This window comes from Streptococcus infantis (genome assembly GCF_047463175.1).
GTDB lineage: Bacteria > Bacillota > Bacilli > Lactobacillales > Streptococcaceae > Streptococcus > Streptococcus infantis_AC.
This window is the reverse complement of record NZ_JASHEJ010000002.1, coordinates 122,057-148,575: the sequence shown is the minus strand read 5'-3', so window position 1 is coordinate 148,575 and position 26,519 is coordinate 122,057. Positions and strand designations below refer to the sequence as shown.

General features: G+C 40.8%; 19 protein-coding genes, 2 pseudogenes and 2 riboswitches. Of the genes and pseudogenes, 20 read left to right on the top strand and 1 reads right to left on the bottom strand.

The window, feature by feature from the left end; genetic code table 11:
- Positions 1–96: 96 nt before the first annotated feature.
- Both QM859_RS04545 and QM859_RS04540 read left to right on the top strand, forming a co-directional pair.
- Positions 97–1,056 carry an ROK family glucokinase gene (locus QM859_RS04545; RefSeq protein WP_074324662.1) on the top strand — a complete coding sequence of 320 codons (960 nt, stop codon included), beginning with the start codon at positions 97–99 and terminating at the stop codon, positions 1,054–1,056.
- 101 nt (positions 1,057–1,157) lie between these two features.
- Positions 1,158–1,997, top strand: a complete 840-nt coding sequence (locus QM859_RS04540) for a thymidylate synthase (RefSeq protein WP_281137895.1) — start codon at positions 1,158–1,160, stop codon at positions 1,995–1,997.
- Between the two features lie 195 nt (positions 1,998–2,192).
- On the opposite strand, the gene QM859_RS04535 is transcribed toward QM859_RS04540, so the two are convergent.
- Complete coding sequence (locus QM859_RS04535; RefSeq protein WP_001051780.1) at positions 2,193–2,363, bottom strand: DUF3042 family protein; 171 nt, start codon at positions 2,361–2,363, stop codon at positions 2,193–2,195.
- 122 nt (positions 2,364–2,485) lie between these two features.
- Between QM859_RS04535 and miaA the strand changes: the two genes are divergently transcribed.
- From miaA to QM859_RS04445, 18 genes and pseudogenes are all read left to right on the top strand, one after another.
- Complete coding sequence (miaA, locus tag QM859_RS04530; RefSeq protein ID WP_414262270.1) at positions 2,486–3,370, top strand: tRNA (adenosine(37)-N6)-dimethylallyltransferase MiaA; 885 nt, start codon at positions 2,486–2,488, stop codon at positions 3,368–3,370.
- Positions 3,363–4,601, top strand: coding sequence for a GTPase HflX (gene hflX, locus QM859_RS04525; protein ID WP_414262269.1), 1,239 nt, complete (start codon positions 3,363–3,365; stop codon positions 4,599–4,601). Before miaA ends, hflX begins: the two co-directional genes overlap by 8 nt.
- Positions 4,594–5,217 carry a cystathionine beta-lyase gene (locus QM859_RS04520; RefSeq protein WP_414262268.1) on the top strand — a complete coding sequence of 208 codons (624 nt, stop codon included), beginning with the start codon at positions 4,594–4,596 and terminating at the stop codon, positions 5,215–5,217. Before hflX ends, QM859_RS04520 begins: the two co-directional genes overlap by 8 nt.
- 14 nt (positions 5,218–5,231) lie before the next feature.
- Entirely contained in the window at positions 5,232–6,161 is a 930-nt protein-coding gene (gene rnz / locus QM859_RS04515) for a ribonuclease Z (RefSeq protein WP_414262267.1), read from the top strand.
- 20 nt (positions 6,162–6,181) lie between these two features.
- Positions 6,182–6,937, top strand: a complete 756-nt coding sequence (locus QM859_RS04510) for an SDR family NAD(P)-dependent oxidoreductase (RefSeq protein WP_414262266.1) — start codon at positions 6,182–6,184, stop codon at positions 6,935–6,937.
- 396 nt (positions 6,938–7,333) lie between these two features.
- Entirely contained in the window at positions 7,334–7,663 is a 330-nt protein-coding gene (locus QM859_RS04505) for a hypothetical protein (protein WP_045614114.1), read from the top strand.
- 6 nt (positions 7,664–7,669) lie between these two features.
- Positions 7,670–7,864, top strand: coding sequence for a helix-turn-helix transcriptional regulator (locus QM859_RS04500; protein WP_033584559.1), 195 nt, complete (start codon positions 7,670–7,672; stop codon positions 7,862–7,864).
- A 231-nt stretch (positions 7,865–8,095) separates the two neighbouring features.
- On the top strand, positions 8,096–9,844 hold the full coding sequence (locus tag QM859_RS04495) for a glycoside hydrolase family 13 protein (RefSeq protein ID WP_414262466.1): 1,749 nt from the start codon (positions 8,096–8,098) through the stop codon (positions 9,842–9,844).
- Between the two features lie 289 nt (positions 9,845–10,133).
- Positions 10,134–14,852 (top strand): annotated as a pseudogene (locus tag QM859_RS04490) (Ig-like domain-containing protein); the annotation flags it as partial.
- Positions 14,853–14,999: 147 nt separating this feature from the next.
- Positions 15,000–15,701 carry an ABC transporter ATP-binding protein gene (locus QM859_RS04485; protein WP_414262265.1) on the top strand — a complete coding sequence of 234 codons (702 nt, stop codon included), beginning with the start codon at positions 15,000–15,002 and terminating at the stop codon, positions 15,699–15,701.
- 1 nt (position 15,702) lies between these two features.
- A complete protein-coding gene (locus tag QM859_RS04480) occupies positions 15,703–18,408 on the top strand; it encodes an FtsX-like permease family protein (RefSeq protein ID WP_414262264.1) in 2,706 nt (901 codons plus the stop codon).
- A 94-nt stretch (positions 18,409–18,502) separates the two neighbouring features.
- Positions 18,503–19,855 (top strand): UDP-N-acetylmuramoyl-L-alanine--D-glutamate ligase, encoded by a 1,353-nt coding sequence (murD, locus tag QM859_RS04475; RefSeq protein ID WP_414262263.1) that lies wholly within the window; start codon positions 18,503–18,505, stop codon positions 19,853–19,855.
- Between the two features lies 1 nt (position 19,856).
- Complete coding sequence (locus QM859_RS04470; RefSeq protein WP_414262262.1) at positions 19,857–20,915, top strand: UDP-N-acetylglucosamine--N-acetylmuramyl-(pentapeptide) pyrophosphoryl-undecaprenol N-acetylglucosamine transferase; 1,059 nt, start codon at positions 19,857–19,859, stop codon at positions 20,913–20,915.
- Positions 20,916–20,924: 9 nt separating this feature from the next.
- Positions 20,925–22,190 (top strand): cell division protein FtsQ/DivIB, encoded by a 1,266-nt coding sequence (locus tag QM859_RS04465; RefSeq protein ID WP_414262261.1) that lies wholly within the window; start codon positions 20,925–20,927, stop codon positions 22,188–22,190.
- A 207-nt stretch (positions 22,191–22,397) separates the two neighbouring features.
- Positions 22,398–23,099 (top strand): orotidine-5'-phosphate decarboxylase, encoded by a 702-nt coding sequence (pyrF, locus tag QM859_RS04460; protein WP_414262260.1) that lies wholly within the window; start codon positions 22,398–22,400, stop codon positions 23,097–23,099.
- A gap of 30 nt (positions 23,100–23,129) precedes the next feature.
- Positions 23,130–23,762, top strand: a complete 633-nt coding sequence (pyrE, locus tag QM859_RS04455) for an orotate phosphoribosyltransferase (RefSeq protein WP_414262259.1) — start codon at positions 23,130–23,132, stop codon at positions 23,760–23,762.
- A 163-nt stretch (positions 23,763–23,925) separates the two neighbouring features.
- Positions 23,926–25,062 (top strand): annotated as a pseudogene (gene lctO, locus QM859_RS04450) (L-lactate oxidase).
- A 147-nt stretch (positions 25,063–25,209) separates the two neighbouring features.
- A riboswitch (TPP riboswitch) is annotated at positions 25,210–25,298 on the top strand.
- Between the two features lie 216 nt (positions 25,299–25,514).
- The gene (locus QM859_RS04445) at positions 25,515–26,183 is read left to right on the top strand and encodes a TenA family protein (protein ID WP_414262258.1); all 669 of its coding nucleotides are present in this window, start codon (positions 25,515–25,517) and stop codon (positions 26,181–26,183) included.
- 123 nt (positions 26,184–26,306) lie between these two features.
- A riboswitch (TPP riboswitch) is annotated at positions 26,307–26,395 on the top strand.
- Positions 26,396–26,519: the final 124 nt, after the last annotated feature.

Genomic DNA, 26,519 nt, shown 5'->3' with positions numbered 1-26,519 from the left:
AATCTGGAAAGGTAATGCAAAGCTTTGCACAAATCTAACGATTTTGTTATACTATGTCTGTAAGCATTTCCATTAATAAATATAAAGGAGAAAAAGATGAGTCAAAAGATTATTGGGATTGACCTTGGTGGAACTTCTGTCAAGTTTGCAATTTTAACTCAAGAAGGAGAAATCCAAGAAAAATGGTCTATTAAGACTAACATTTTGGATGAAGGAAGCCATATCGTAGACGATATGATTGAATCAATTCAACATCGTTTGAACTTGCTTGGATTGTCAGCTACGGATTTCCAAGGGATTGGTATGGGTTCACCTGGTGTAGTTGACCGTGAAAATGGAACTGTTATCGGAGCCTACAACCTCAACTGGAAAACTCTTCAACCAATCAAAGAAAAGATTGAAAAAGCCTTGGGTATTCCATTCTTCATCGATAATGATGCCAACGTAGCGGCTCTTGGTGAGCGTTGGATGGGGGCTGGTGAAAACCAACCAGACGTTGTCTTTATGACACTTGGTACAGGTGTTGGTGGCGGTATCGTGGCAGAAGGCAAATTGCTCCACGGTGTTGCTGGTGCTGCTGGTGAGCTTGGTCACATCACTGTTGACTTTGACCAACCAATCGCATGTACCTGTGGTAAAAAAGGCTGTCTTGAGACAGTTGCTTCTGCAACAGGGATTGTCAACTTGACTCGTCGTTATGCAGATGAATACGAAGGCGATGCGGCCTTGAAACGCTTGATCGACGACGGTGAAGAAGTAACAGCCAAAACTGTCTTTGACCTTGCAAAAGAAGGAGACGACCTTGCCTTGATTGTTTATCGTAACTTCTCACGTTACTTGGGTATTGCATGTGCCAACATCGGTTCTATCCTAAATCCATCAACGATTGTAATCGGTGGTGGAGTTTCAGCTGCGGGGGAATTCCTTCTCCAAGGCGTGCAAAAAGTTTATGATGAAAATACCTTCCCACAAGTTCGTACAACAACGAAATTAGCTCTTGCAACTCTAGGAAATGACGCTGGAGTGATTGGAGCAGCATCACTTGTCTTGCAATAAGAAACAAAAGAAGGAGAAAATCACTATCTTGAAGCGAGTGATTTTCCTCCTTTCTTTTTTTATGCTATACTAGTTAAGAATAAACGTTGAGGAGAGAGTAAATGACAAAAGCAGATAAGATTTTTAAAGAAAATATTGAGCGAATTCTCAATGAAGGAGTCTTTTCAGAACAAGCTCGTCCCAAGTATAAGGATGGAACAGTGGCTAACTCCAAGTACATCACAGGTGCTTTTGCGGAGTATGATTTGTCCAAGGGTGAATTTCCCATCACAACCCTACGTCCAATTGCTATCAAATCAGCTATCAAGGAAGTTCTTTGGATTTATCAAGACCAGACAAATAGCCTAGAAGTTCTCAATGACAAGTACAATGTTCACTACTGGAATGACTGGGAAGTTGGAGATACAGGGACAATCGGTGAGCGTTACGGGGCTATTGTTAAGAAGCATGACATCATTAACAAGATTCTCAAACAGTTAGAAGCTAATCCTTGGAACCGTCGCAATATCATCTCTCTCTGGGATTACCAAGCTTTTGAGGAAACAGACGGCCTTCTTCCATGTGCCTTTCAGACCATGTTTGATGTCCGTCGTGTAGATGGGGACATCTATCTGGATGCAACCTTGACCCAGCGTTCTAATGATATGCTTGTAGCTCATCACATCAATGCCATGCAGTATGTGGCTCTTCAAATGATGATTGCCAAACACTTTGGTTGGAAGGTTGGAAAATTCTTCTACTTTATCAATAACCTTCATATCTATGATAATCAATTTGAACAAGCTCAGGAATTGCTCCGTCGTGAACCTTCAAATTGCCAACCACGTTTGGTCTTGAATGTACCAGACAAGACCAACTTCTTTGATATTAAAGCAGAAGATTTTGAGTTGGTTGACTATGATCCAGTGAAACCGCAGTTGAAGTTTGACCTAGCTATTTAATACTCTTCGAAAATCTCTTCAAACCACATCAGCGTCGCCTTACCGTAGATATATGTAACTGACTTCGTCAGTCATATCTACAACCTCAAAGCAGTGCTTTGAGCAACCTGCGGCTAGCTTCCTAGTTTGCTCTTTGATTTTCAAGTATAAAAGAATAGAAAAAAAGAAGTTGGAAATTCCAACTTCTTTTGTTGCTTAGCGTGATACGCGACGGCGAGCTGCTTTTTTACGGTTTTCTTCGATGAAAGCTGCTTTTTGTTCTTCTGGTTCAATCACTTTCTTTTTGAATGCGTATACTGCACCTGCAACAGCAGCAACAGTTCCTGCAACACCTGTTACGAGACCTTTAGCAAATCCTTTAGCCATGAGTCTTCCTCCTTTTATTTATAAATCAGACGGAAATAGCTTAAGATATAGCATTTTTCTGCCTGTCTATTTTGTGATATAATAATAGTAACGAAAAAATGGGAATTTTTCAAGGAAAAACGATGAAAAGCAAAATAATTGTGATTGTTGGTCCAACTGCAGTTGGAAAGACTGCCCTAGCCATTGAAGTTGCTCAGCGATTCAATGGTGAAGTAGTCAGTGGGGATAGCCAACAAGTATACCGAGGACTAGATATTGGAACAGCCAAGGCAAGTCCGGAGGAGCAGGCAACTGTCCCTCATCATTTGATTGATGTGAGAGATGTAACCGAGTCTTACTCGGCTTTTGATTTTGTTTCAGAAGCAAAGGCAGCCATCGAGGATATTCAAAATCGCGGTAAACTTGCTATTATCGCTGGTGGGACAGGACTTTATATTCAGAGTCTACTAGAGGGATATCATCTAGGTGGGGAGACACCTCATGAGGAGATATTAGCTTACCGAGCTAACTTAGAACCTGTTTCGGATGAGGAGTTAGTTCATCTGGTAGAGCAAGCAGGTCTTGAAATTCCTCAGTTTAATCGTCGTCGTGCTATGCGTGCCTTGGAGATTGCTCATTTTGGTCAAGATTTGGAAAATCAAGAAAGTTTATATGATCCGCTGATTATTTGCTTGGATGATGAGCGTAGTCAGCTTTATGAGCGTATCAATCACAGAGTGGACCTGATGTTTGAAGCTGGACTTCTAGACGAAGCCAAGTGGTTGTTTGACCATTATCCAGATGTGCAGGCTGCTAAAGGGATAGGTTACAAGGAACTCTTCCCCTATTTTCGAGGAGAGCAGAGTTTGGAGGAGGCTAGCGATAGTCTCAAGCAAGCGACTCGTCGATTTGCCAAGCGCCAGTTGACCTGGTTCCGCAATCGCATGCAGGTGACCTTTTATCAGATAGGAGAATCTGGTGTAAAAGACCGTATTTTAAGCCAGATTGAGGAGTTTTTAGATGATTGAAACGGAGAAAAAAGAGGAGCGAGTCCTGCTCATTGGTGTTGAACTCCAGAGCATGGATAATTTTGACCTCTCCATGGAAGAGCTGGCTAGTCTGGCTAAGACGGCGGGTGCGGTTGTAGTCGATAGCTACAGACAGAAGCGTGAAAAATACGACTCTAAGACCTTTGTCGGTTCTGGTAAGTTGGAAGAAATTGCTCAAATGGTGGACGCAGAAGAAATCACGACTGTCATCGTCAATAACCGTCTGACACCACGGCAAAATGTTAACCTCGAGGAAGTCTTAGTTGTCAAGGTCATTGACCGTATGCAGTTGATTTTAGATATCTTTGCTATGAGAGCTCGAAGCCATGAAGGGAAGCTCCAAGTTCATCTTGCGCAGCTCAAGTATCTCTTGCCTCGTTTGGTTGGCCAAGGGATTATGCTTAGCCGTCAGGCAGGGGGAATTGGTTCCCGTGGACCTGGTGAAAGCCAGTTGGAACTGAACCGTCGTAGTGTTCGCAACCAGATTACAGATATCGAACGTCAACTCAAGGTGGTTGAGAAAAATCGGGCAACAGTTCGAGAAAAACGTTTGGAGTCAAGCACCTTTAAGATTGGTTTGATTGGTTACACCAATGCTGGTAAGTCAACTATTATGAATGCTTTGACCAGCAAGACCCAGTATGAAGCGGATGAGCTTTTTGCAACTCTAGATGCAACAACTAAAAGCATCCACCTGAGGGGGAATCTACAGGTAACCTTGACAGATACCGTTGGATTTATTCAAGACCTACCGACAGAGTTGGTGTCGAGTTTTAAATCAACCCTAGAAGAAAGCAAGCATGTAGATCTCCTGGTCCATGTCATCGATGCCAGCAATCCTTACCATGAGGAACATGAAAAAACAGTTCTGTCCATTATGAAAGACTTGGACATGGAGGATATTCCTCGCTTGACCCTTTATAATAAAGCGGATTTGGTGGAGAACTTTACGCCTACTCAAACGCCATATGCTCTGATTTCAGCAAAGTCTAAAGATAGTCGCGAACAGTTGCAGGCTTTACTGCTAGATAAAATCAAGGAAATTTTTGAATCATTTACCCTACGCGTGCCTTTTTCTAAGTCCTACAAGATTCATGATTTGGAAAGTGTAGCGGTTCTGGAAGAACGTGATTACCAAGATGACGGCGAAGTCATTACAGGTTACATTTCTGAGAAAAATAAATGGAGATTAGAAGAATTTTATGACTGATATCAAAACGTTAGCTCTCAAATATGGTGGCTATACAAGTCTAGACAAGGTATATTTGGACCAACTTTTAGCTGGTAGGTCTGAAGAGGAGCAACTAGCTCTCATTACACCTCCACCCAGCGTAGTGAATGCCTACTTTGCCGAGCTCTACCAGAAAAAAAGTCCTCAAGCTGCGACCGATTATTTTGCAGAAGTCAGCCAAGAACTGAACCTCTATAATGTTGAACCAAGTTTCACGGAAGAAAGCAAGCCCTTTATTCGCCTCAATCTATCTGGTAAATCCTTTGGATTTTGCTACGAGAAAGAAGGACTTGGTCGCATTTTCTCAGAGAATGAGGAAGCAATTACGGATGAATTACTCTTTGAGATTGCGCAAATTTTTCCCCATCAGCTAGTTTTTGTGGAGTCTGGTAAGATTTACATGAAGGCGATTGGTGAAGAGGAAGTAGTCAGCCTGGAAAATCTCACAGCCTTGACAGATCTGGAAAATTTAGCAGATGGAAGACAGCGACTTAAAGGCTACAGCCAAGAGGATTTACTACAAGAAGCTAGAGCTTTTTCTGGCAAGTTTTATTATCGCTCGGAAAACCGCACTGCTATGTTATATATTGATTAATTAGAAAGTATCGAATGGATATTCAATTTTTAGGAACGGGGGCTGGTCAGCCCTCTAAAGCCCGCAACGTTTCAAGTCTCGCCCTGAAACTCTTGGACGAGATTAACGAAGTCTGGCTCTTTGACTGTGGAGAAGGAACGCAAAATCGCATTCTGGAAACTACGATTCGACCACGCAAGGTCAGCAAAATCTTTATCACACACTTGCATGGAGATCATATCTTTGGTTTGCCTGGTTTTCTCTCTAGTCGTGCCTTTCAAGCAAATGAAGAGCAGACAGATTTGGAAATCTATGGTCCCCAAGGCATCAAATCTTTTGTCTTGACCAGTCTACGAGTGTCAGGTTCACGCTTGCCCTATAAGATTCATTTCCATGAGTTCAACCAAGATTCTCTAGGGAAAATTCTTGAAACCGATAAATTTACAGTTTATGCGGAAGAGTTGGATCACACTATTTTCTGTGTGGGCTACCGTGTTATGCAAAAGGACCTAGAAGGCACTCTGGATGCTGAAAAATTAAAGGCTGCCGGCGTACCATTTGGACCGCTTTTTGGTAAAATCAAAAACGGGCAGGATGTAGTCCTAGAAGACGGCACCGAGATTAAGGCAGCAGACTATATCTCAGCCCCACGCCCTGGTAAGATTATTACAATTTTAGGGGATACTCGAAAAACCAATGCCAGCGTGCGTCTGGCTGTCAATGCAGATGTCCTTGTCCATGAGTCCACTTATGGTAAAGGTGATGAAAAAATTGCCCGTAATCATGGCCACTCAACCAATATGCAGGCTGCGCAGGTGGCAACAGAAGCGGTAGCCAAACGACTCTTGCTCAACCATATCAGCGCCCGTTTTCTTTCAAAAGATATCAGCCAGCTTAAGAAAGATGCTGCAACGATTTTTGAAAACGTCCATGTGGTCAAAGACTTGGAAGAAGTGGAAATCTAGAAGATTGAGAAAGGAAAAGTATGTCTACTATTCTCATTACAGGTGCTAGCGGGGGTCTAGCCCAAGAAATGGTCAAACTCTTGCCAGATGATCAACTCATTTTACTCGGTAGAAATAAGGATAAATTATCTCAACTATACGGAAATCATCCTCAGGCTGAATTGGTTGAGATTGATATTACCGATGCTCAAGCCTTAGAAGAACTAGTTGCTGAACTCTATCAGCGTTATGGCAAGATTGATGTCTTGATTAACAACGCTGGATATGGGATTTTTGAAGATTTTGACAAGATTTCTGATCAAGACATTCATCAAATGTTTGATGTTAACACCTTTGCTCTCATGAATCTATCACGTTTGCTTGCAGCTCGTATGAAGGAGATTCGAAAAGGTCATATCATCAATATCGTCAGCATGGCAGGATTGATTGCGACTGCTAAGTCTAGTCTATACTCTGCGACCAAGTTTGCGGCTATCGGTTTTTCAAATGCTCTTCGCCTTGAGCTCATGCCCTATGGTATCTATGTGACGACTGTTAATCCAGGACCTATCCGTACAGGATTTTTTGACCAGGCAGACTCAGATGGGACCTACCTCAAATCGGTCGACCGCTTCCTACTCGAGCCAGATGCAGTAGCTAAAAAAATTGTTAAGACCATAGGAAAAAACAAACGCGAGCTCAATCTCCCAGTCTTGCTAAATTTAGCTCATAAATTCTATACCCTCTTTCCTAAGTTAGCAGATAAGTTGGCAGGAGAAACTTTTAATTATAAGTGAGAAAGCTGTTCCCTTGAGGAATGGCTTTTTATTTTTTCTGTTGTCAATTTGTAGACAAATATCTCATGATAAACAGGCAGTTTATAACGATTAAGCCCATTTAAGGTATAAATAGAGATAAGAAAGCAGAAAAGAGAGGATAAACTTCGAGTCTAACATAACTGAAAGTATATCTATAGCCGAAGCTTATGAAATCAAGATAAAATAGGATTAAAAGAACTTGCCCTTTGTCAGATTGACTAGGATGTGAGACTGAGTTAGTAATATTCTTAGAATAGATGAAGAAAATAAAAAAATTAAAAATGTTAAAATATCTTGACATTTTATCGATTTAGAGTATAATAAGAAATGTAAAGAGCTCTTGACATTATTTTGACGGATTGGAGAAACAGGACTATGAGAAAAATGGATGAAATGGACAGAGCGATTCAGCTACGTTCTGAGGAATGGGGTTATAAAATGGCTCTATTTGGCTTATGTGGATGGACAGTATTTAATATTTATCAATCTATTACAAAAGGCATTAAACTTGAAATGTTACCATGTCTGATTTTATGTTTATCTATTTGTGTTCAAGGATTTGCACAAACTGCCATAAAACAGAAAATGATTGACGGTGATGAGGATTTTAAAGAACCAAATAAACTTGTTCAAGGAGTGATTTTGATGGTTGTTATCCTTATCGTAGTTTTGGCAATTGGCATTTATTGTTTTCAGAAATACTAATGCTGTATGAAAAATAATATCAAACAGCTAAGAAAGTCTGAAGGACTACGTCAGGAAGATATGGCAAAAATATTAGGAGTTAGTCGACAAACCATTATTGCTATCGAGAATGACAAGTACAATCCTACACTTGAACTAGCAATGAAAATTGCAAGATTGCTACAACTACATGTTGAAGAAATTTTCATTTTAGAAGATTAAAGATATTAAATAGCATTTATTCTAATCATCTGATTCGTAATGATAGAGAGTTTTCCAGTTCATGGAAACTCTCTTTTTAAAGCTCAAAAAGAGTCTACTCAATTTTACCCTTGTCCATCAATATACCTATCGTAAAACTAGTATAAAAATTGCAAATAAACAGCTAAAATAGTATACTAGAACTAGCAATTATGAAAACGTTTGCGTTTTATTAATTTTAGGAGACAAATGATGGAATTAACAGCCATTTATCATAGACCAGAATCAGAATATGCTTATCTTTACAAAGAAGGTCAGCTACATATCCGAATTAGAACGAAGAAAAATGATGTCCAGAAGGTTATCTTACACTATGGAGATCCCTTTATTTTCATTGAGGATAAGTATGAAGCTAAGAAAGAAATGACCAAAGTAACCTCAGATGCCCTATTTGACTATTGGCAAGTTACGGTATCGGTTGATTTCGCTCGCATTCAGTATCTCTTTGAGATCCTTGATGAGGAAGGTCAGGGTGTTTTTTACGGTGATAAGGGGTGTGTAGAACATACTCAAGAAAACTTGGATGCTGAAGGGAATGGCTTGAAGCTTCCTTATATTCACAAAATTGACGGTTGCCAAGTTCCTAACTGGGTTTCAAATACCGTTTGGTATCAGATTTTCCCAGAACGATTTGCTAATGGAAATCCTAATTTGACTCCAGATGGAGCTCGAGAGTGGGATGCTGCCATTGCACCTAACATGGATGATTTTTTTGGTGGAGATTTACAAGGGATTATTGACCATTTAGACTATCTTAAAGATTTGGGAATCACTGGACTTTACCTATGTCCGATTTTTGAAGCAACGACAAATCACAAGTATGATACGACGGATTATTTTGAAATTGACCGTCACTTTGGAGACAAGGAAGTCTTTCGTAATCTAGTCGAGGAAGCCCACAAACGTGGTATCAAGATTATGCTAGATGCAGTATTTAATCATATTGGCAACCAGTCAGTCCAATGGCAGGATGTTCTAAAGAACGGCGAAAAGTCACCTTATAAAGATTGGTTCCATATCCAAGAATTCCCAGTTACTGAGGATAAACTTCAGAATCCAAGACAACTCCCTTATCATACCTTTGCCTTTGCTAGCTATATGCCTAAGTTAAATACGGCAAATCCTGAAGTTAAAAAATTTATTTTAAGTGTTGCAACTTATTGGGTTGAAAATTTTGATATCGATGCTTGGCGCTTGGACGTTGCCAATGAAATTGACCATCAGTTCTGGAAAGATTTTAGAAAGGCAGTTCTAGCTAAAAAGCCTGATTTGTATATTTTAGGTGAAATCTGGCATACGTCTCAGCCTTGGCTACAAGGGGATGAGTTCCATGCGGTCATGAACTACCCACTCTCTGAAAGTATCAAGGATTATTTCTTGCGTCAGCGTAAAAAGACGGAGCAATTTATTTCAGAAATCAATCGCCAGTCTATGTACTACAAGCAACAAATCTCAGAGGTAATGTTTAACCTTCTGGATTCTCACGATACAGAGCGTATCCTTACAACTGCCAAAGGAAATCTCCAGCATGTCAAGGCTGCCCTAACTTTCCTCTATCTTCAAAAAGGGACTCCTTGTATCTATTACGGAACAGAGCTAGCATTAATTGGTGGACCAGACCCTGACTGCCGTCGTGTCATGCCTTGGGACCGTGTTTCTGAGGACAATGACATGCTGAATTTTATGAAGAAATTAATCAAGGTTCGTAAGGAAGTTGCAAGCATTATTCAGCATGGAAATTATCGCTTGGAAGAATTGAAACCAGATGTCCTATCCTTGAAGTGGAACTACCAAGGAAAAGAAGTGCAAGCCATTTTTAATCAGTCTTCTGAGAAATATGCTTTAGACAGAGATTCAGTTAATCTAGCGAGTCATTGCCAGTTTGAAGATGGTCAGCAAGTCATCTTGCCAGATGGATTTGTAGTTTATATGATAGACTAGCATGGTTCATTGGGGTATTATGCCATATCAGTGAAAAATAATTTAGAAGGTTGTTTCTATAAAGGAGCGACCTTTTATTTTTTATATGATTTAGTAATTCTACATAATGCCTCAATACAGTTTTTTATATCCAATATTTTCTACTAATTTTAGTAATCATAGTCTGAAGTATGCTTTTTTCGGGAAACTATTGATGTATCTATTGTAATTGTATAAAATATGAATAAAGATGATGACTCATGAAAATAAAGAGCAAGGATAGGAGAACATATTGATTGATAATCGAGTAAGAGAATTCAACCAAAACTGGCATTTCAAGCTCAATGCCAATGCTAAAGATGCGGTCAAGCCGGATGCAGATGTATCAAGCTGGAAGAAATTAGACCTCCCTCATGACTGGAGTATCTACAATGACTTTGACCATAACTCACCTGCCCAAAACGAAGGTGGGCAACTCAATGGTGGTGATGCTTGGTATCGTAAGACCTTTAAACTCGATGAAGAAGACCTCAATAAGAATGTTCGTATCACATTTGATGGGGTTTACATGGATTCTCAGGTTTATGTAAATGGACAGCTAGTTGGTCACTATCCAAATGGTTACAACCAATTCTCATATGACATCACTGACTATCTCCATAAAGACGGTCGCGAGAATGTCGTAGCAGTGCATGCAATCAACAAACAACCAAGTAGCCGTTGGTACTCAGGAAGCGGGATTTACCGTGATGTTACCCTTCAAGTCACAGATAAGGTTCATACTGAGAAAAATGGAACAACTATCTTAACACCAGATCTTGAAAAACAGCAGAATGGCAAGGTAGATACCCATGTAACCAGTAAGATTGTCAATACTGATGATAAAGATCATGAAATTCTTGCTGAGTATCAAATCATTGAACGTAATGGTCAAGCTGTAACGGATCTAGTTCGTACCGCTAGTCAAGTATTGAAAGCTCATCAATCAGCCAGCTTGAATGCTATTTTACAAGTTGATAAACCAAAACTTTGGACAGTTAATAGCGACAAGCCTGCCCTTTACGAATTAGTGACTCGTGTCTATCGTGATGGTCAATTGGTCGATGCTAAGAAGGACTTGTTTGGTTACCGTTACTACAACTGGACACCAAATGAAGGCTTCTCTTTGAATGGTGAACGCATTAAATTCCATGGGGTTTCTCTTCACCATGACCATGGAGCTCTTGGAGCTGAAGAAAACTATAAGGCAGAATACCGTCGTCTGAAACAAATGAAGGATATGGGTGTGAACTCTATCCGTACAACCCACAACCCAGCTAGTGAGCAAACTTTACAAATCGCTGCTGAGCTTGGTTTGTTGGTCCAAGAAGAAGCTTTCGATACTTGGTATGGTGGTAAGAAACAGTATGACTATGGTCGCTTCTTTGATAAAGATGCTACTCACCCAGACGCTAAAAAAGGTGAAAAATGGTCTGATTTTGACCTTCGTACCATGGTTGAACGAGGAAAGAACAACCCTGCTATCGTTATGTGGTCTATCGGTAATGAAATCGGTGAAGCAGACGGAAAACCTCGTTCTTTAGCAACAGTTAAACGCTTGGTTCAAGTTATTAAGGCTGTTGATAAGACACGCTATGTCACTATGGGAGCAGATAAGTTCCGTTTTGGTGATGGTAGTGGTGACCATGAAAAGATTGCCAATGAACTTGATGCCGTTGGTTTTAACTACTCAGAAGACAACTACAAGAAACTTCGTGCGAAACATCCAAACTGGTTGATTTACGGTTCTGAAACTTCTTCAGCTACTCGTACACGTGGAAGTTATTTCCGTCCAGAATGTGAATTGGTCCACAGCAATCAGGCTTACCGTCATTACGAGCAATCAGACTACGGTAATGACCGTGTTGGTTGGGGTAAAACAGCTACAGCATCTTGGACTTTTGACCGTGATAATGCGGGTTATGCAGGTCAGTTCATCTGGACAGGTACGGACTATATCGGTGAACCTACTCCATGGCACAACCAAAACCAAACTCCAGTTAAGAGTTCTTACTTTGGTATCGTAGATACAGCTGGTATTCCAAAGAATGACTACTACTTGTACCAAAGCCAATGGGTTTCTGCTGAGAAGAAACCAATGGTTCACTTGCTTCCTCACTGGAACTGGGAAAATCCTACCCTAAAAGAGAATGTAGCGGATGCAGATGGTAATATTCCAGTCCGTGCCTATTCTAATGCGGCAAGTGTAGAACTATTCTTGAACGGTAATACTCTAGGCAAGAAGACATTTACTAAAAAACAAACAAGTGATGGACGTACTTACCAAGAAGGTGCCAACGCTAATGAACTTTACCTTGAATGGAAGGTTGCTTTTGAAGCTGGTACTTTAGAAGCAGTAGCTCGTGACGAAGCTGGTAACATCATTGCTCGTGATAAGATTGTGACTGCTGGAGAACCTGCAGGGGTTCGTTTGGTCAAAGAAGAACATGCTATCGCAGCTGACGGAAAAGACCTCACTTATATCTATTACGAAATTGTTGACAGTAAAGGTAACGTAGTTCCTACTGCCAATAATCTTGTTCGCTTCCAGTTGCATGGACAAGGTCAGATTGTTGGTGTGGATAACGGGGAACAAGCCAGCCGTGAACGTTACAAAGAACAAGCAGATGGTTCATGGATTCGCAAAGCCTTTAATGGTAAGGGTGTTGTGATTGTTAAATCAACTGAGCAAGCAGGTAAATTCACCTTGACTGCCCACTCTGATTTCTTGAAATCTGGTCAAACAACTATCTTCACAGGTAAGAAAGACCAAGAGGAAAAAACTGTTTTAGGTACAGAGGTTCCTAAAGTTCGTACAGTAATCGGTCAAGAAGTGAAAATGCCTTCAAAAGTAGCATTTATTTATAGTGATGGTAGCCGTGAAAAACTTCCAGTAGAATGGTCAGCAGTTAATGTCAACGAACCTGGTATCTTTACTGTTAAAGGTGTGGCAAATGGTCGTGATGTAGAAGCGCGTGTTGAAGTCTTGGCCCTCGAAACAGAATTACCTGTAGTTAAGAGAATTGCACCAAGTACAGATCTAAATACGGTTGACCCATCTGTTACCTATGTATTGTCAGATGGTACTGTAGGAAGCTATGACGTTGATAAGTGGGAAGTTGCAGCACAAGATCAAGCTAAATTAGCTATCCCAGGCTCTCGTATCCAAGCTAAAGGAATTTCAGGAGATGATGAAATCGCTGCTACATTCGTAGTTGCCGAAGGTCAAGCGGCTTCACCAGTAGTACCGACTGTAACTGTTGCAGACCAGCCTGTAGAAGGTCTTTCAACTGATCAACCAGTTCTATACCATAAACTTGCTTATGGAGCTACTTTGCCTGAAGTCAAAGCTTTAGCTGAAAATGCGCAAGTTACTGTTATTCAAGCTAACGAAGCAAATGGTATGCGTGCTAGTATTTATGTTCAACCAAATGATGGTGGAGCACTTCAGACTTATGCTATCCAATTCTTACAAGAAGCTCCTCAGATTGAACGTTTAAGCCTAGAAGTTGAAAATGCTGACGCACTGAAAGAAGACCAAACAGTTGGCATCAAAGTCTTGGCTCATTATCAAGATGGAACTCAGGCCGTATTAAAAGCTGACAAGGTAACCTTCTCAACATCAGGTGAAGGAGACGTAGCTGTTCGTAAAGGTATGCTTGAATTGCATAAACCTGGTCAAGTAACTTTGAAAGCTCAATTTGAAGGAGCTGAAGGTCAGATTGACTTGAACATCCAAGCAAATACTGAAAATAAAGTTGTCCAGGCCATTCGTCCAGTAAGTGTCGTGACAGGTTTGAACCAAGAACCAAGTCTACCTGATACAGTAACAGTAGAGTATGACAAAGGATTTCCAAAAGTTCACAAGGTAACTTGGCAAGCAGTTGCTAAGGAAGACCTTGCTAAATACCATAGCTTTGATGTTCTAGGTAAAGTAGAAGGAATTGAAAACGAAGCTCATGCTAAAGTTTCTGTAGAAGGTATCATTGCAGTCGAAGAAGTGACTACAACAACTCCAGTTTCAGAAGCTCCTCAATTACCAGAAAGTGTTCGTACTTACCACTCAAACGGCCAAGTATCTTCAGCTAAAGTGACTTGGGATGCTATTGACCCAAGCCAATATGCAACTGAAGGTAGCTTTACCGTTACAGGGCATGTCGAAGGGACTCAGTTACCAACGAAACTTCATGTTCGTGTATCTACTCAAACTGAAACTGGTGCAAATATTTCTGATCAGTGGACAGGTTCAGAGTTACCACTTGCCTTTGCATCAGACTCAAATCCAAGTGACTCGGTAGCCAATGTCAATGACAAACTAATCTCATTTAATGATCAACCAGCTAACCGTTGGACAAACTGGAACCGTACAAGTGAAGCATCAGTGGGAATCCTCTTTGGTGATTCTGGTATCCTGTCTAAACGTTCGGTTGACAATCTCAATGTTGCCTTCCACGAAGACCACGGTGTTGGTGCACCTAAGTCTTATGTCATCGAATACTATGTAGGAAAAGATGTTCCAACAGTTCCTAAAAATCCAAGCTTTGTAGCCAGTGAAGACCACGTCTTTAACGATGACAATAACTGGAAACAAGTGACAAATCTTAAAGCTCCAGGTCAAGTAAGAGCTGGAGAAATGACTCACTTTAGCTTTGATAAAGTCAATACCTATGCGGTTCGTATCCGTATGGTTAGACCAGATGGTAAATGGGGTACTTCCATTACAGAAATTCAAATCTTCTCTAAACAAGTAGCTGCAGCTAAGAAAGCTCAAGCTCAAATCCAAGTAGATGGAAAAGATTTGCCAAACTTTAACCCTGGCTTGACTGACTATTATCTAGAAGCTAAAGAAGACCAAGCACCAACTGTAACGGCAAGTGTATCAGATAATGGTATTGCAACAGTGATTCCAAGCGTTCGTGAAGGGGATCCAGTTCGTGTTGTCGTTAAGGCTGAAAACGGAGATATTCTAGGTGAATACCGTCTCCACTTCTGTTGAGCACACACGTGGAAGTAATGAGAAAAACTGAAGCAGAGAGGACCAAAGTGTCCTCTCTTTTCTATCTTATATTTGCTTTAATTCTCACCGCAAAAGAGTTATAATAAGGGTGAAATAAGGGGTAGGGAAGGAGAAGATAAGATGTCCTATATTGAAATGAAACATAGCTATAAGAGGTATCATACTGGAGATACAGAAATCATAGCCAATCGAGATGTGAGTTTCGAGATTGAAAAGGGAGAACTAGTCATTATCCTTGGTTCGTCTGGAGCAGGAAAGTCAACCGTTTTAAATATTCTAGGTGGAATGGATACCAATGATGAAGGACAAGTTTGGATTGACGGAATCAATATCTCGGATTTCACTTCCCATCAGAGAACCAACTATCGCAGAGATGACGTTGGCTTTGTCTTTCAGTTTTACAATTTGGTTTCTAACTTGACTGCTAAGGAAAATGTTGAGCTAGCTTCAGAAATTGTTACCGATGCCTTGGATTCTGAGCAGGTTCTCAAGGATGTAGGCTTAGGTCACCGTCTTAATAACTTTCCAGCCCAGTTGTCAGGTGGTGAGCAACAACGAGTCTCCATTGCTCGAGCTGTGGCTAAAAATCCTAAAATTCTCCTCTGTGATGAACCTACGGGAGCTTTGGACTACCAGACTGGTAAGCAGGTTCTAAAGATTCTTCAAGATATGTCACGTAAAAAAGGAGCCACCGTTATCATCGTGACCCATAATGCTTCCCTTGCTCCTATAGCTGATCGGGTGATTCAGATGCATGATGCCAGTGTCAAGAGCGTTGTTATCAATCCTCAACCACAGGATATTGATGATTTGGAGTACTGATATGAAAAGGAAGATATATTGGAAAGACCTGCTCCAGTCTTTCACAGGTTCAAAAGGGCGATTTCTATCCATTCTAACTTTGATGATGTTAGGTTCTTTGGCCCTAGTCGGTCTCAAAGTGGCCAGTCCCAATATGGAGCGAACAGCTTGGACTTTTCTGAAAAATACCAATGCGGCAGATACTATTGTTATAGCAGATTACGGTCTAGATCAGGCAGATCAGACAGAATTGCAAACTATATCAGGAGCAGATATTGAATTTGGTTATATGACAGATTTAACTCTAGAAGGTAGCCAAGATGCTATAAGGATATTTTCCAATACAGAGAAGATTTCAAAATTTCAGTTGACCCAAGGGCGCTTGCCTGAGCAAGAGGATGAATTGGCCTTGGCGGACTTTTTGAAAGATCGCTATCAGATTGGTCAAGTTATTCATCTGAGCCAAAAGAATGCTAGCAATTCTCAGTTGAAGCGGGAAAGTTATACCATTACAGGCTTTATCCACTCTCCAGATATTTTTTCAAAGACGGATATGGGGAGTTCAGCCAGTGGTAATGGGAACTTATCAGCCTATGGAGTTGTAACAAAAGGTAACTTTAAGAGCTCTGTTTACACGATTGTCCGCCTACGTTTTACTAGTCTAACAGATGTTAACCCTTTTTACACCGATTACGAAAAGAAACTCGAGGAAGAAGAGGTAACACTCAAGGAGCTAGTTGCTGATAATGGTCAAGCTCGACTTGAGAAAATGAAGAAAGACGCTCAAAAATCACTTGATGAAGGAAAGAAGCAACTGGACCAGGCAGAGACCAACTTGACAGCTGGAAAGAAACGCTTACAAGAAACCGAGAGTCGGCTTCAAGGTCAAGAAGTACAGTTAAGCCAACTTCCAGAACCACAAAAAAGTCAAGCATCTAGTCAGTTAGAAGAAGCAAAAGAACAACTAAAGCAAGAAAAGGAAAAGCTAAGCCAAGCTGAAACGAATCTGGCGATCGAAAAGGATAAATGGCAGACCAGTCAGGATGAAGTCAATGCTCTGACAGAGCCAACCTATCATGTTTACAATCGAAAAAGCTCTCCTACTGGTCAAGGTTATCTCATGTATAGTAACTCAGCCATGAGTATTCGTGCCGTAGGGAATATTTTTCCAGTTGTTCTCTATGCCGTCGCAGCCATGGTTACCTTTACCACCATGACACGATTTGTAGACGAGGAAAGGACCAATGCTGGTATCTTTAAGGCTTTAGGCTACCATAGCAAGGATATCATTGCTAAGTTTGTAATTTATGGTCTGGTTGCTGGTACTCTTGGCACCCTTCTAGGAATTCTGATTGGTCATTATGTCTTAGCACCCACAATTTCGCATATCATCACTGAACGAATGATCGTTGGTGAGAGTCAGCAGCATTTCTACTGGACCTATAGTTGTTTAGCTCTGGGACTAAGTTTAATAGCTAGCGTTTTACCTGCCTACCTTGTATCTCGCAGAGAATTGCATGAAGAAGCAGCACAATTATTACTACCCAAGCCACCAGCCAAGGGATCAAAGATTATCTTGGAGCGGATAACCTTTATCTGGTCCCATTTGAGCTTTACCCAAAAGGTAACTGCCCGCAATATTTTCCGTTACAAACAACGCATGCTGATGACCATTTTTGGGGTTGCAGGTTCAGTAGCCCTCCTCTTTGCAGGACTTGGTATTCAATCCTCTGTGGTAGGAGTTGCTGATAGGCAGTTTAAGGATCTGCAACAATATCAGATGATTCTCTCTGTCAATTCTCGAGCTTCAGATTCTGATAAGGCCAAACTAGAAGAAAAATTGCAGAGTGATGAAGTTGAAAACTATCGTTTAATTTCTTTCAAACAGGTTGAGGAAAAGTATACAGGCAAGGCTGGAGTTCAGACAGTGACCATCATGGTAACGGATAAGGATGACCTGGAACCTTTTGTCCATTTAGAAAAAAATGGAGAAAAACTGAGCTTATCAGGTGGAGTCATCCTAACAGATAAATTAGCTCAGTTGGCTGGAGTTTCTGTTGGTGACAACTTTACAATAGATGGGAAAACCTTTAAAGTAGGTGCTATTACTGAGCACTATGTAGGTCACTTTGTTTATATGAATCAGGCGACCTATGAGGAGATATATGGTCAAGCTCCCAAGATGAACACCTATCTGGTCCAACTTAAGGATAAAAGTGAAGGGAATACTGAAAGAGTCGCAGGAGAATTTATGGACCAGGTAGCTGTCAGTGGCCTCGTTCAAAACGCTTCCACCATTCAGCTCTTTGAAAGTTTTGCTAATTCTCTGAATCATACCATGGCGATTTTGGTGCTGGTATCGGTGCTACTAGCTATTGTGATTCTCTATAATTTGACCAATATCAATGTTGCTGAACGGATTCGGGAACTCTCAACCATCAAGGTTCTTGGTTTTCATAACAAAGAAGTGACCCTTTACATCTATCGGGAAACTATCATATTGTCACTAATTGGAATGATTGTAGGATTGGTATCAGGCTTTTATCTCCATCAATTCCTCATTCAGATGATCGCACCCGGTACCTTCCGTTTTCAACCAAAGGTCGGATGGGAAGTTTATCTCATTCCAGTTCTAGCTGTCAGTGTCATTTTGACCATCCTAGGAGTTTTTGTCAATCATTATCTCCGAAAGGTGGATATGTTAGAAGCCCTCAAGTCGGTAGAATAGTTTTTTACACAAAAAACAAATAAGAAAGCCCTTTGTGGCTTTTTTATTTTCATAAAAATGGTAAAATAGTAAGGGTAGAAATGGAGTTCTAGATATGAAACGAATTGATCAATTTGAAAATAAGAAAGTATTAGTCCTAGGTTTAGCTAAATCAGGTGAGTCTGCGGCACGTCTCTTGGACAAGCTAGGAGCCATCGTAACGGTGAATGATGGTAAGCCCTTTGAGGAAAATCCAGCTGCGCAAAGTCTCTTGGAAGAGGGCATCAAGGTTGTAACTGGTGGTCATCCCTTGGAATTATTGGATGAAGATTTTGCTCTCATGGTGAAAAACCCTGGTATTCCTTATAGCAATCCTATGATTGAAAAAGCTTTAGAAAAAGGCATTCCAGTCTTGACAGAGGTTGAGTTGGCCTACTTGATTTCTGATGCACCAATCGTCGGTATTACTGGTTCAAATGGTAAGACAACGACCACAACCATGATTGGTGAAGTTCTGACTGCTGCAGGACAAAATGGGCTCTTATCAGGTAACATCGGTTATCCTGCTAGTCAGGTTGCTCAAACTGCGACAGATAAGGACACCCTTGTCATGGAACTTTCTTCTTTCCAATTAATGGGAATCCAGGAATTCCATCCTGAAATTGCTGTTATCACCAACCTGATGCCAACACATATTGACTATCACGGTTCTTTTGAAGACTATGTGGCAGCCAAGTGGAATATCCAAAGCAATATGACAGCAGCTGATTACCTAGTATTGAACTTCAACCAGGAATTAGCTAAAGAACTTGCGACAAAGACAAATGCGACTGTAATACCATTCTCAACACTTGAAAAGGTTGACGGTGCTTATCTTGAAGATGGTCTTCTTTACTTCCGTGGTGAAAAAGTCATGGCAGCTGATGAAATCGGTGTTCCAGGTAGCCACAATGTGGAAAATGCTCTTGCAACCATTGCTGTAGCTAAACTTCGTGGTGTGGACAATGAAATCATCAAGGAAACCTTGTCAGCCTTTGGTGGTGTCAAACACCGTCTCCAGTTTGTAGACCAAATCAATGGCGTTAAATTTTATAACGATAGTAAGTCAACCAATATCTTGGCAACTCAAAAAGCCTTGTCAGGATTTGATAATAGCAAGGTTATCTTGATTGCTGGTGGGTTGGACCGTGGCAATGAGTTTGACGAATTGGTTCCTAATATTACTGGACTTAAGAAAATGGTTATCCTCGGTCAATCTGCAGAACGTGTCAAACGTGCAGCGGATAAGGCTGGTGTGCCTTATGTCGACGCGACTGATATTGCAGACGCAACTCGAAAGGCTTATGAAATTGCGGAAGAAGGAGATGTTGTTCTCCTCAGTCCTGCCAATGCGAGCTGGGATATGTATGCTAACTTTGAAGTACGTGGAGATCTTTTCATCGACACTGTAGCGGAGTTAAAGGGATAATATGAAAAAAATAGTATTTACTGGTGGGGGAACGGTTGGACACGTTACCCTCAACCTTTTGTTAATGCCTAAGTTCATCGAAGATGGCTGGGAAGTCCACTATATTGGTGATAAAAATGGGATTGAGCATCATGAAATTCTCAAGTCAGGTTTAGATGTTACCTTCCATTCGATTGCAACAGGGAAATTACGTCGTTATTTCTCATGGCAAAATATGGTTGACGTCTTTAAGGTTGCTTTTGGAATTCTTCAATCGCTCTTTATCATGCTTCGAGTTCGTCCACAAGCCCTCTTTTCTAAGGGTGGATTTGTATCTGTTCCGCCTGTTATCGCAGCGCGAGTATGCAGAGTTCCAGTCTTCATCCACGAGTCTGATCTCTCTATGGGATTGGCCAATAAAATTGCCTATAAGTTTGCGACTAAGATGTACTCTACTTTCGAGCAAGCGTCTAGTCTCACTAAGGTAGAACATGTAGGAGCTGTGACCAAGGTTTCTGGTCCAGTTATGGAAGAACCGGAAGAAATGGTGGATATCCGAACTTCTTTCAACGACAAGTTACCAACTCTTCTATTTGTTGGAGGCTCTGCTGGGGCGCGTGTCTTTAACCAATTAGTCACAGACCACAAGGAAGAGCTGATTAGTCGCTATAATATCATTAACCTGACAGGTGATGCTAGTTTAAATGAACTAAGTTCAAACCTCTACCGTGTTGATTATGCGACGGAACTCTATCAACCACTCATGAATATGGCTGATGTGGTCATCACTCGTGGTGGTGCCAATACGATTTTTGAACTCCTTGCTATGGCTAAATTGCACGTCATTGTACCACTGGGTCGTGAAGCTAGCCGTGGAGATCAGATTGAAAATGCAGCCTATTTTGTGAAGAAAGGCTATGCTGAGGAGTTGCAAGAGAGTGACTTGACCTTGTCTACTTTGGAAGAAAAAGTAAATCAACTTTTGACCAACAAAGAGATCTATCAAAATACGATGAAGAATTCTCAGGAATTAAAATCTGTGGCAGATTTTTATGAGTTACTAAAAAAAGATTTATCATAAGGAAAATTGATGTCAAAGGATAAAAAGAATCAGGACACTCAAGGCAAGGAATTGTCAGAGTGGCAAAAACGAAATCAAGAATATCTTCAAAAAAAAGCTGAAGAAGAGGCGAAACGTGCCGAAGAAGAAGCTCGTGAAAAAGAAGAACAAGTATCAGAGTCTTCTGAAAGTGCTCAAGAAGTGTCAGAATGGCAAAAACAACACCACGAGTATTTGAGCAAAAGAACGGAAGAAAACTCTACGAGTTCTGAAGAAGTGGACGAAGAATCCGAAAAATCTGAAGAGAAGGATTCGGATACAAGCGATGAGACTTCAAATGAAGAAAAAGATTCGGAGGAAACTCCTCAAGAGGACTCTAAGAGTCAGGATCAAGTAGAAAAAGAAAAAGCTGACGAAAAGGTTAAGAAACAGAAACAGGTAAAAACTAAGAGTAAACCTCCAAAACCAGCCATTCCTTCTATACATATCTGGCGAGCAGTTACAATCCTCGTCCCAGGTTTTATAATCTTATTCTTGTCTATTTATCTTCTAAGCCCTCTAGCTACAATGAAACATATTGAGGTTACGGGTACTGTTCAGACAAGTGCGGACCAAGTTATAGAAGCGTCTGGCATTCGTGACAGTGACTATACAATCAGCTTGCTCTTAAATAAAGATAAGCATGCGGAAATGGTTAAATCAAATCACTGGATTGAATCAGCTAAGATAGTTTATCAATTCCCAGTTCACTTCACCATTGAAGTTAAAGAATTTGAAATTGTAGCCTATTCAGTTTCAGGAGATAACTATTATCCAATCTTATCTAGTGGAAGTATTGAATCAACTGCCGTTAGTTCTGACAACTTACCTGAGAAATACATATCTGTTTTATTTAACGATGAGGAACAGATTAAAACCCTAATTTCTCAGCTAAATGAAGTTAGTCCAGAAATTAAGCAAGAGATTGAGAAGATTGAACTTGCACCAAGCAAGGTAACAAGTGACCTTCTAAAGATTACCATGTATGACACAGACGAGATTTTGGTGCCATTATCAGAACTAGGGAAGAAATTACCATACTATAGTAAGATAAAACCACAGTTGACAGTTCCTAGTGGTATTGACATGGAGGTTGGTATCTATAGCTATAGTCTAGTGGATAAGGCTCTGGATGACGAAAGAGTCAAAGCCAAAGAAGAGGAAAAGAAGAAGCAGGAAGAAGAGAAGAAAAAACAAGCTGAGCAAGGAAATCAAGATCAAACAACACAGACGACTCAAACAACACAGAGTCGCTAAGTTTCAAATGATTCGTTCAGTTACTTGTTTTTACTTGACAAGTACCGCTTTAAATAATAGAATAGTAAAAAACCTTTAAAGCAGTCCAGAGAGGCAGCTAAGGTTAGACGGTGAAAGGGTGGAGACTACCCATTTTTCGTGGAACCTTGCTGTAGGCAGGTTCCTTTTTTCATGCTCTCTAGCTTACAAAGGTAAAAGGAGAAAAGTATGCGCGAAGATCGTCCAGTTATTGCTCTTGATTTTCCAAGCTTTGAGGCAGTCAAGCAATTTTTAGCTCTTTTTCCAGCAGGAGAGAGCCTCTATCTAAAGGTAGGTATGGAACTCTATTATGCTACAGGACCTGAGATTGTATCTTATCTGAAAGGTTTGGGACATAGTGTCTTTCTGGATCTTAAACTCCATGATATTCCAAATACAGTCAAATCAGCCATGAAGGTCTTGTCTCATCTGGGCGTTGATATGACCAATGTTCATGCAGCAGGTGGTGTAGAGATGATGAAGGCTGCGCGTGAAGGCCTTGGGAAAGAAGCCAAATTGATTGCAGTCACTCAGTTAACTTCAACCTCTGAGGAGCAAATGAGAGAGTTTCAAAATATTCAAACCAGTCTTCAAGAATCGGTTATTCACTATGCCAAGAAAACTGCGGAAGCAGGTTTAGATGGTGTGGTTTGTTCAGCTCAGGAAGTGAAGCTCATCAAAGAAGCTACCAGTCCAGACTTTATTTGCCTGACACCCGGCATTCGTCCATCAGGCGCTGCAGTAGGAGATCAAAAACGAGTCATGACACCAATAGATGCTTATCATATTGGTAGTGACTATATCGTTGTCGGACGCCCAATCACTCAAGCCACTGATCCAGTAGCAGCTTATCATGCTATCAAGGATGAATGGACACAAGACTGGAAATAAGAATAAAGTAAAAATACAAAGGAGAATCCCATGACACTTGCTAAAGACATTGCTAGCCATCTATTGAAAATTAAAGCCGTTTACCTCAAACCAGAAGAGCCCTTCACTTGGGCATCAGGAATCAAGTCACCAATTTATACGGACAACCGTGTAACACTTGCCTACCCAGAGACACGTACCTTGATTGAGAATGGTTTTGTGGAAGCCATCAAGTCAGAATTCCCAGAGGTAGAAGTGATTGCAGGAACAGCGACTGCAGGTATTCCTCATGGTGCCATTATAGCTGATAAGATGAATCTACCCTTTGCCTATATCCGCAGCAAACCAAAAGACCACGGAGCTGGAAACCAAATCGAAGGCCGTGTAGCTCAAGGACAAAAAATGGTCGTTGTGGAAGACCTCATTTCAACTGGTGGTTCGGTTCTTGAAGCTGTAGAAGCTGCTAAACGTGAAGGAGCAGATGTGCTTGGTGTCGTAGCAATTTTTAGCTATCAATTACCAAAAGCTGATAAAAACTTTGCGGATGCTGGTGTCAAACTAGTGACTCTTTCAAACTACAGTGAGCTCATTCACCTAGCCCAAGAAGAAGGTTACATCACACCAGAAGGACTTGCTCTCCTCAAACGCTTTAAAGAAGACCAAGAAAATTGGCAAAATGTTTAAGGTATATAAAAATCAGGTAACCCTTAGGGTTACCTGATTTTTTGAAAGGTCCAGGTAATCAGTTTGAAATTCCAAGACAAATTTTTTGAAAATTCTATGAAAAAGAGTTAAGATGTATGTGTAAAGAAATAGGAAAGCGCTTACTCAAATAGGAGGGAATTTTATGTCATATAAAACAAGCGATGCAGAAGGACCTGTAGATTTTATTAACACTTATGATTTGGAGCCAATGGCGTAACAAGTCATTCCTAAAGCTGCCTTTGGTTATATCGCTAGTGGAGCAGAGGATACTTTCACTTTACGTGAGAACATCCGTGCCTTTAACCACAAACTCATCGTTCCACATACGCTTTGTGATGTTGAAAATCCAAGTACAGAGATTGAATTTGCAGGTGAAAAGCTATCTTCACCTATCATTATGGCTCCAGTTGCGGCTCATAAATTAGCAAATGAACAGGGTGAAGTGGCGACTGCGCGTGGTGTGCATGAGTTTGGTTCTCTTTACACAACTAGCTCTTACTCTACTGTAGGTCTTCCAGAAATTACAGAAGCCCTTCAAGGGACACCTCACTGGTTCCAATTTTACTTTAGTAAGGATGACGGTATCAACCGCCATATCATGGACCGTGTAAAGGATGAAGGTTATAAAGCGATTGTCTTGACAGCAGATGCTACTATAGGGGGCAATCGTGAGGTCGACAAGCGCAATGGTTTTGTCTTCCCAGTTGGCATGCCGATTGTTGAGGAATACCTGCCAGAAGGTGCTGGAAAATCAACGGACTTTGTTTACAAATCAGCTAAACAACGCTTGTCTCCACGTGATGTAGAATTTATCGCTGCTTACTCAGGTCTTCCTGTCTATGTGAAAGGTCCACAGTGTCGTGAGGACGTTGAACGCTCTCTTGCCGCAGGTGCTTCTGGTATCTGGGTAACCAACCACGGTGGCCGCCAAATCGACGGTGGACCAGCATCCATTGACTCGCTTCAAGAAGTGGCTGAAGCAGTTGATAAACGTGTACCAATTGTCTTTGACTCTGGTGTTCGTCGCGGTCAACACGTCTTTAAAGCCCTGGCTTCAGGAGCAGACTTGGTAGCTATTGGTCGCCCTGTGATCTATGGTTTGGCTCTTGGAGGCAGTGTTGGTGTGCGTCAAGTCTTTGAGCACTTGAATGCAGGATTGAAGACAGTCATGCAATTATCTGGAACTCAGACTATTGAGGATGTCAAACACTTCAAACTCCGTCACAACCCATACAACCCAACCTTCCCAGTCGACCCTCGTGACTTAAAATTGTATTGATAATGAAGACGGCCTCCACCTGATGTGGAGGTTTTTCTTCGTGTATAGAAAGATTATATCGTTATCAGAAACTATATAAATATATTTTCAGTCAAATATCTTGCTAGGGCTTTCAATTTCTGTTATACTGGTCCAGTAATAAAATAATAAAGACATTTGGGGTGCTTTAGGCTGAGATGATACCCATTGAACCTGATACAGTTAAGACTGGCGAAGGGAAATGTGAAAAGGTTTTTTTCGTGTGTCGAAAGAAACTATCTAATCTTGTAAGCTAAACTCTAATTCTCGTTTGTAATTGGAGTTTTTTTGTTTATCAAAAGAGGATAGGCTTTTTTAGGTAGCTCTGCAAATGCCCTCGATTTTCTTTAAAAGTCTCAAGTGGAATTACGATTTTGCTTGGTATCTCTTGATATTTTATTGATTACTAAGGAGTAAAGAAAGGAAAAATAAATATGGAAACACAAGACTATGCATTTCAGCCGGGTTTGACCGTTGGAGAATTATTAAAAAGCAGTCAGAAGGATTGGCAGGCTGCAATCAATCATCGTTTTGTTAAGGAACTTTTTGCGGGGACAATTGAGAATAAGGTCTTAAAAGACTACCTGATTCAAGATTATCATTTCTTTGATGCCTTCTTATCCATGCTGGGTGCCTGTGTAGCTCAAGCAGACCAGCTTGAATCCAAACTTCGTTTTGCCAAGCAACTAGGCTTTCTTGAAGCAGATGAAGATGGTTACTTCCAAAAGGCTTTCAAAGAGTTAAATGTAGCAGAGCATGACTATCTAGAAGTGGACCTGCACCCTGTAACAAAGGCATTTCAGGATCTTATGTATTCGGCAGTGGATTCATCAGACTATGCTCATCTTTTGGTCATGCTGGTCATTGCAGAAGGTCTTTATTTAGACTGGGGTTCTAAAGATTTGGCACTACCTGAAGCCTATATTCATTCGGAATGGATCAATCTCCACAGAGGTCCTTTCTTTGCAGAGTGGGTTCAATTTCTGGTTGATGAACTTAATCGTGTCGGGAAAAATCGAGAAGATTTGACAGAACTTCAGGAGCGCTGGAATCAAGCAGTTGCTTTAGAATTAGCCTTTTTTGATATTGGTTATGAATTATAGGATAAATTCAATCCTTTTATGTAGATTAAAAGAATGAACAAACAAACTATATAAATATATTTTCCAGTCAAAGTTCTTGCTAAGGCTTTCAAATTCTGTTATACTGGTCCAGTAATAAAATAATAAAGACATTTGGGGTGCTTTAGGCTGAGATGATACCCATTGAACCTGATACAGTTAATACTGGCGAAGGGAAATGTGAAAAGGTTTTTTTCGTATGTCGAAAGAAACTGTCTAATCTTGTAAGCTAAACTCTAATTCTCGTTTGTAATTGGAGTTTTTTTGTTTATCAAAAGAGGATAGGCTTGACGGCAAGCCTTTTGGTAGCTCACCTCC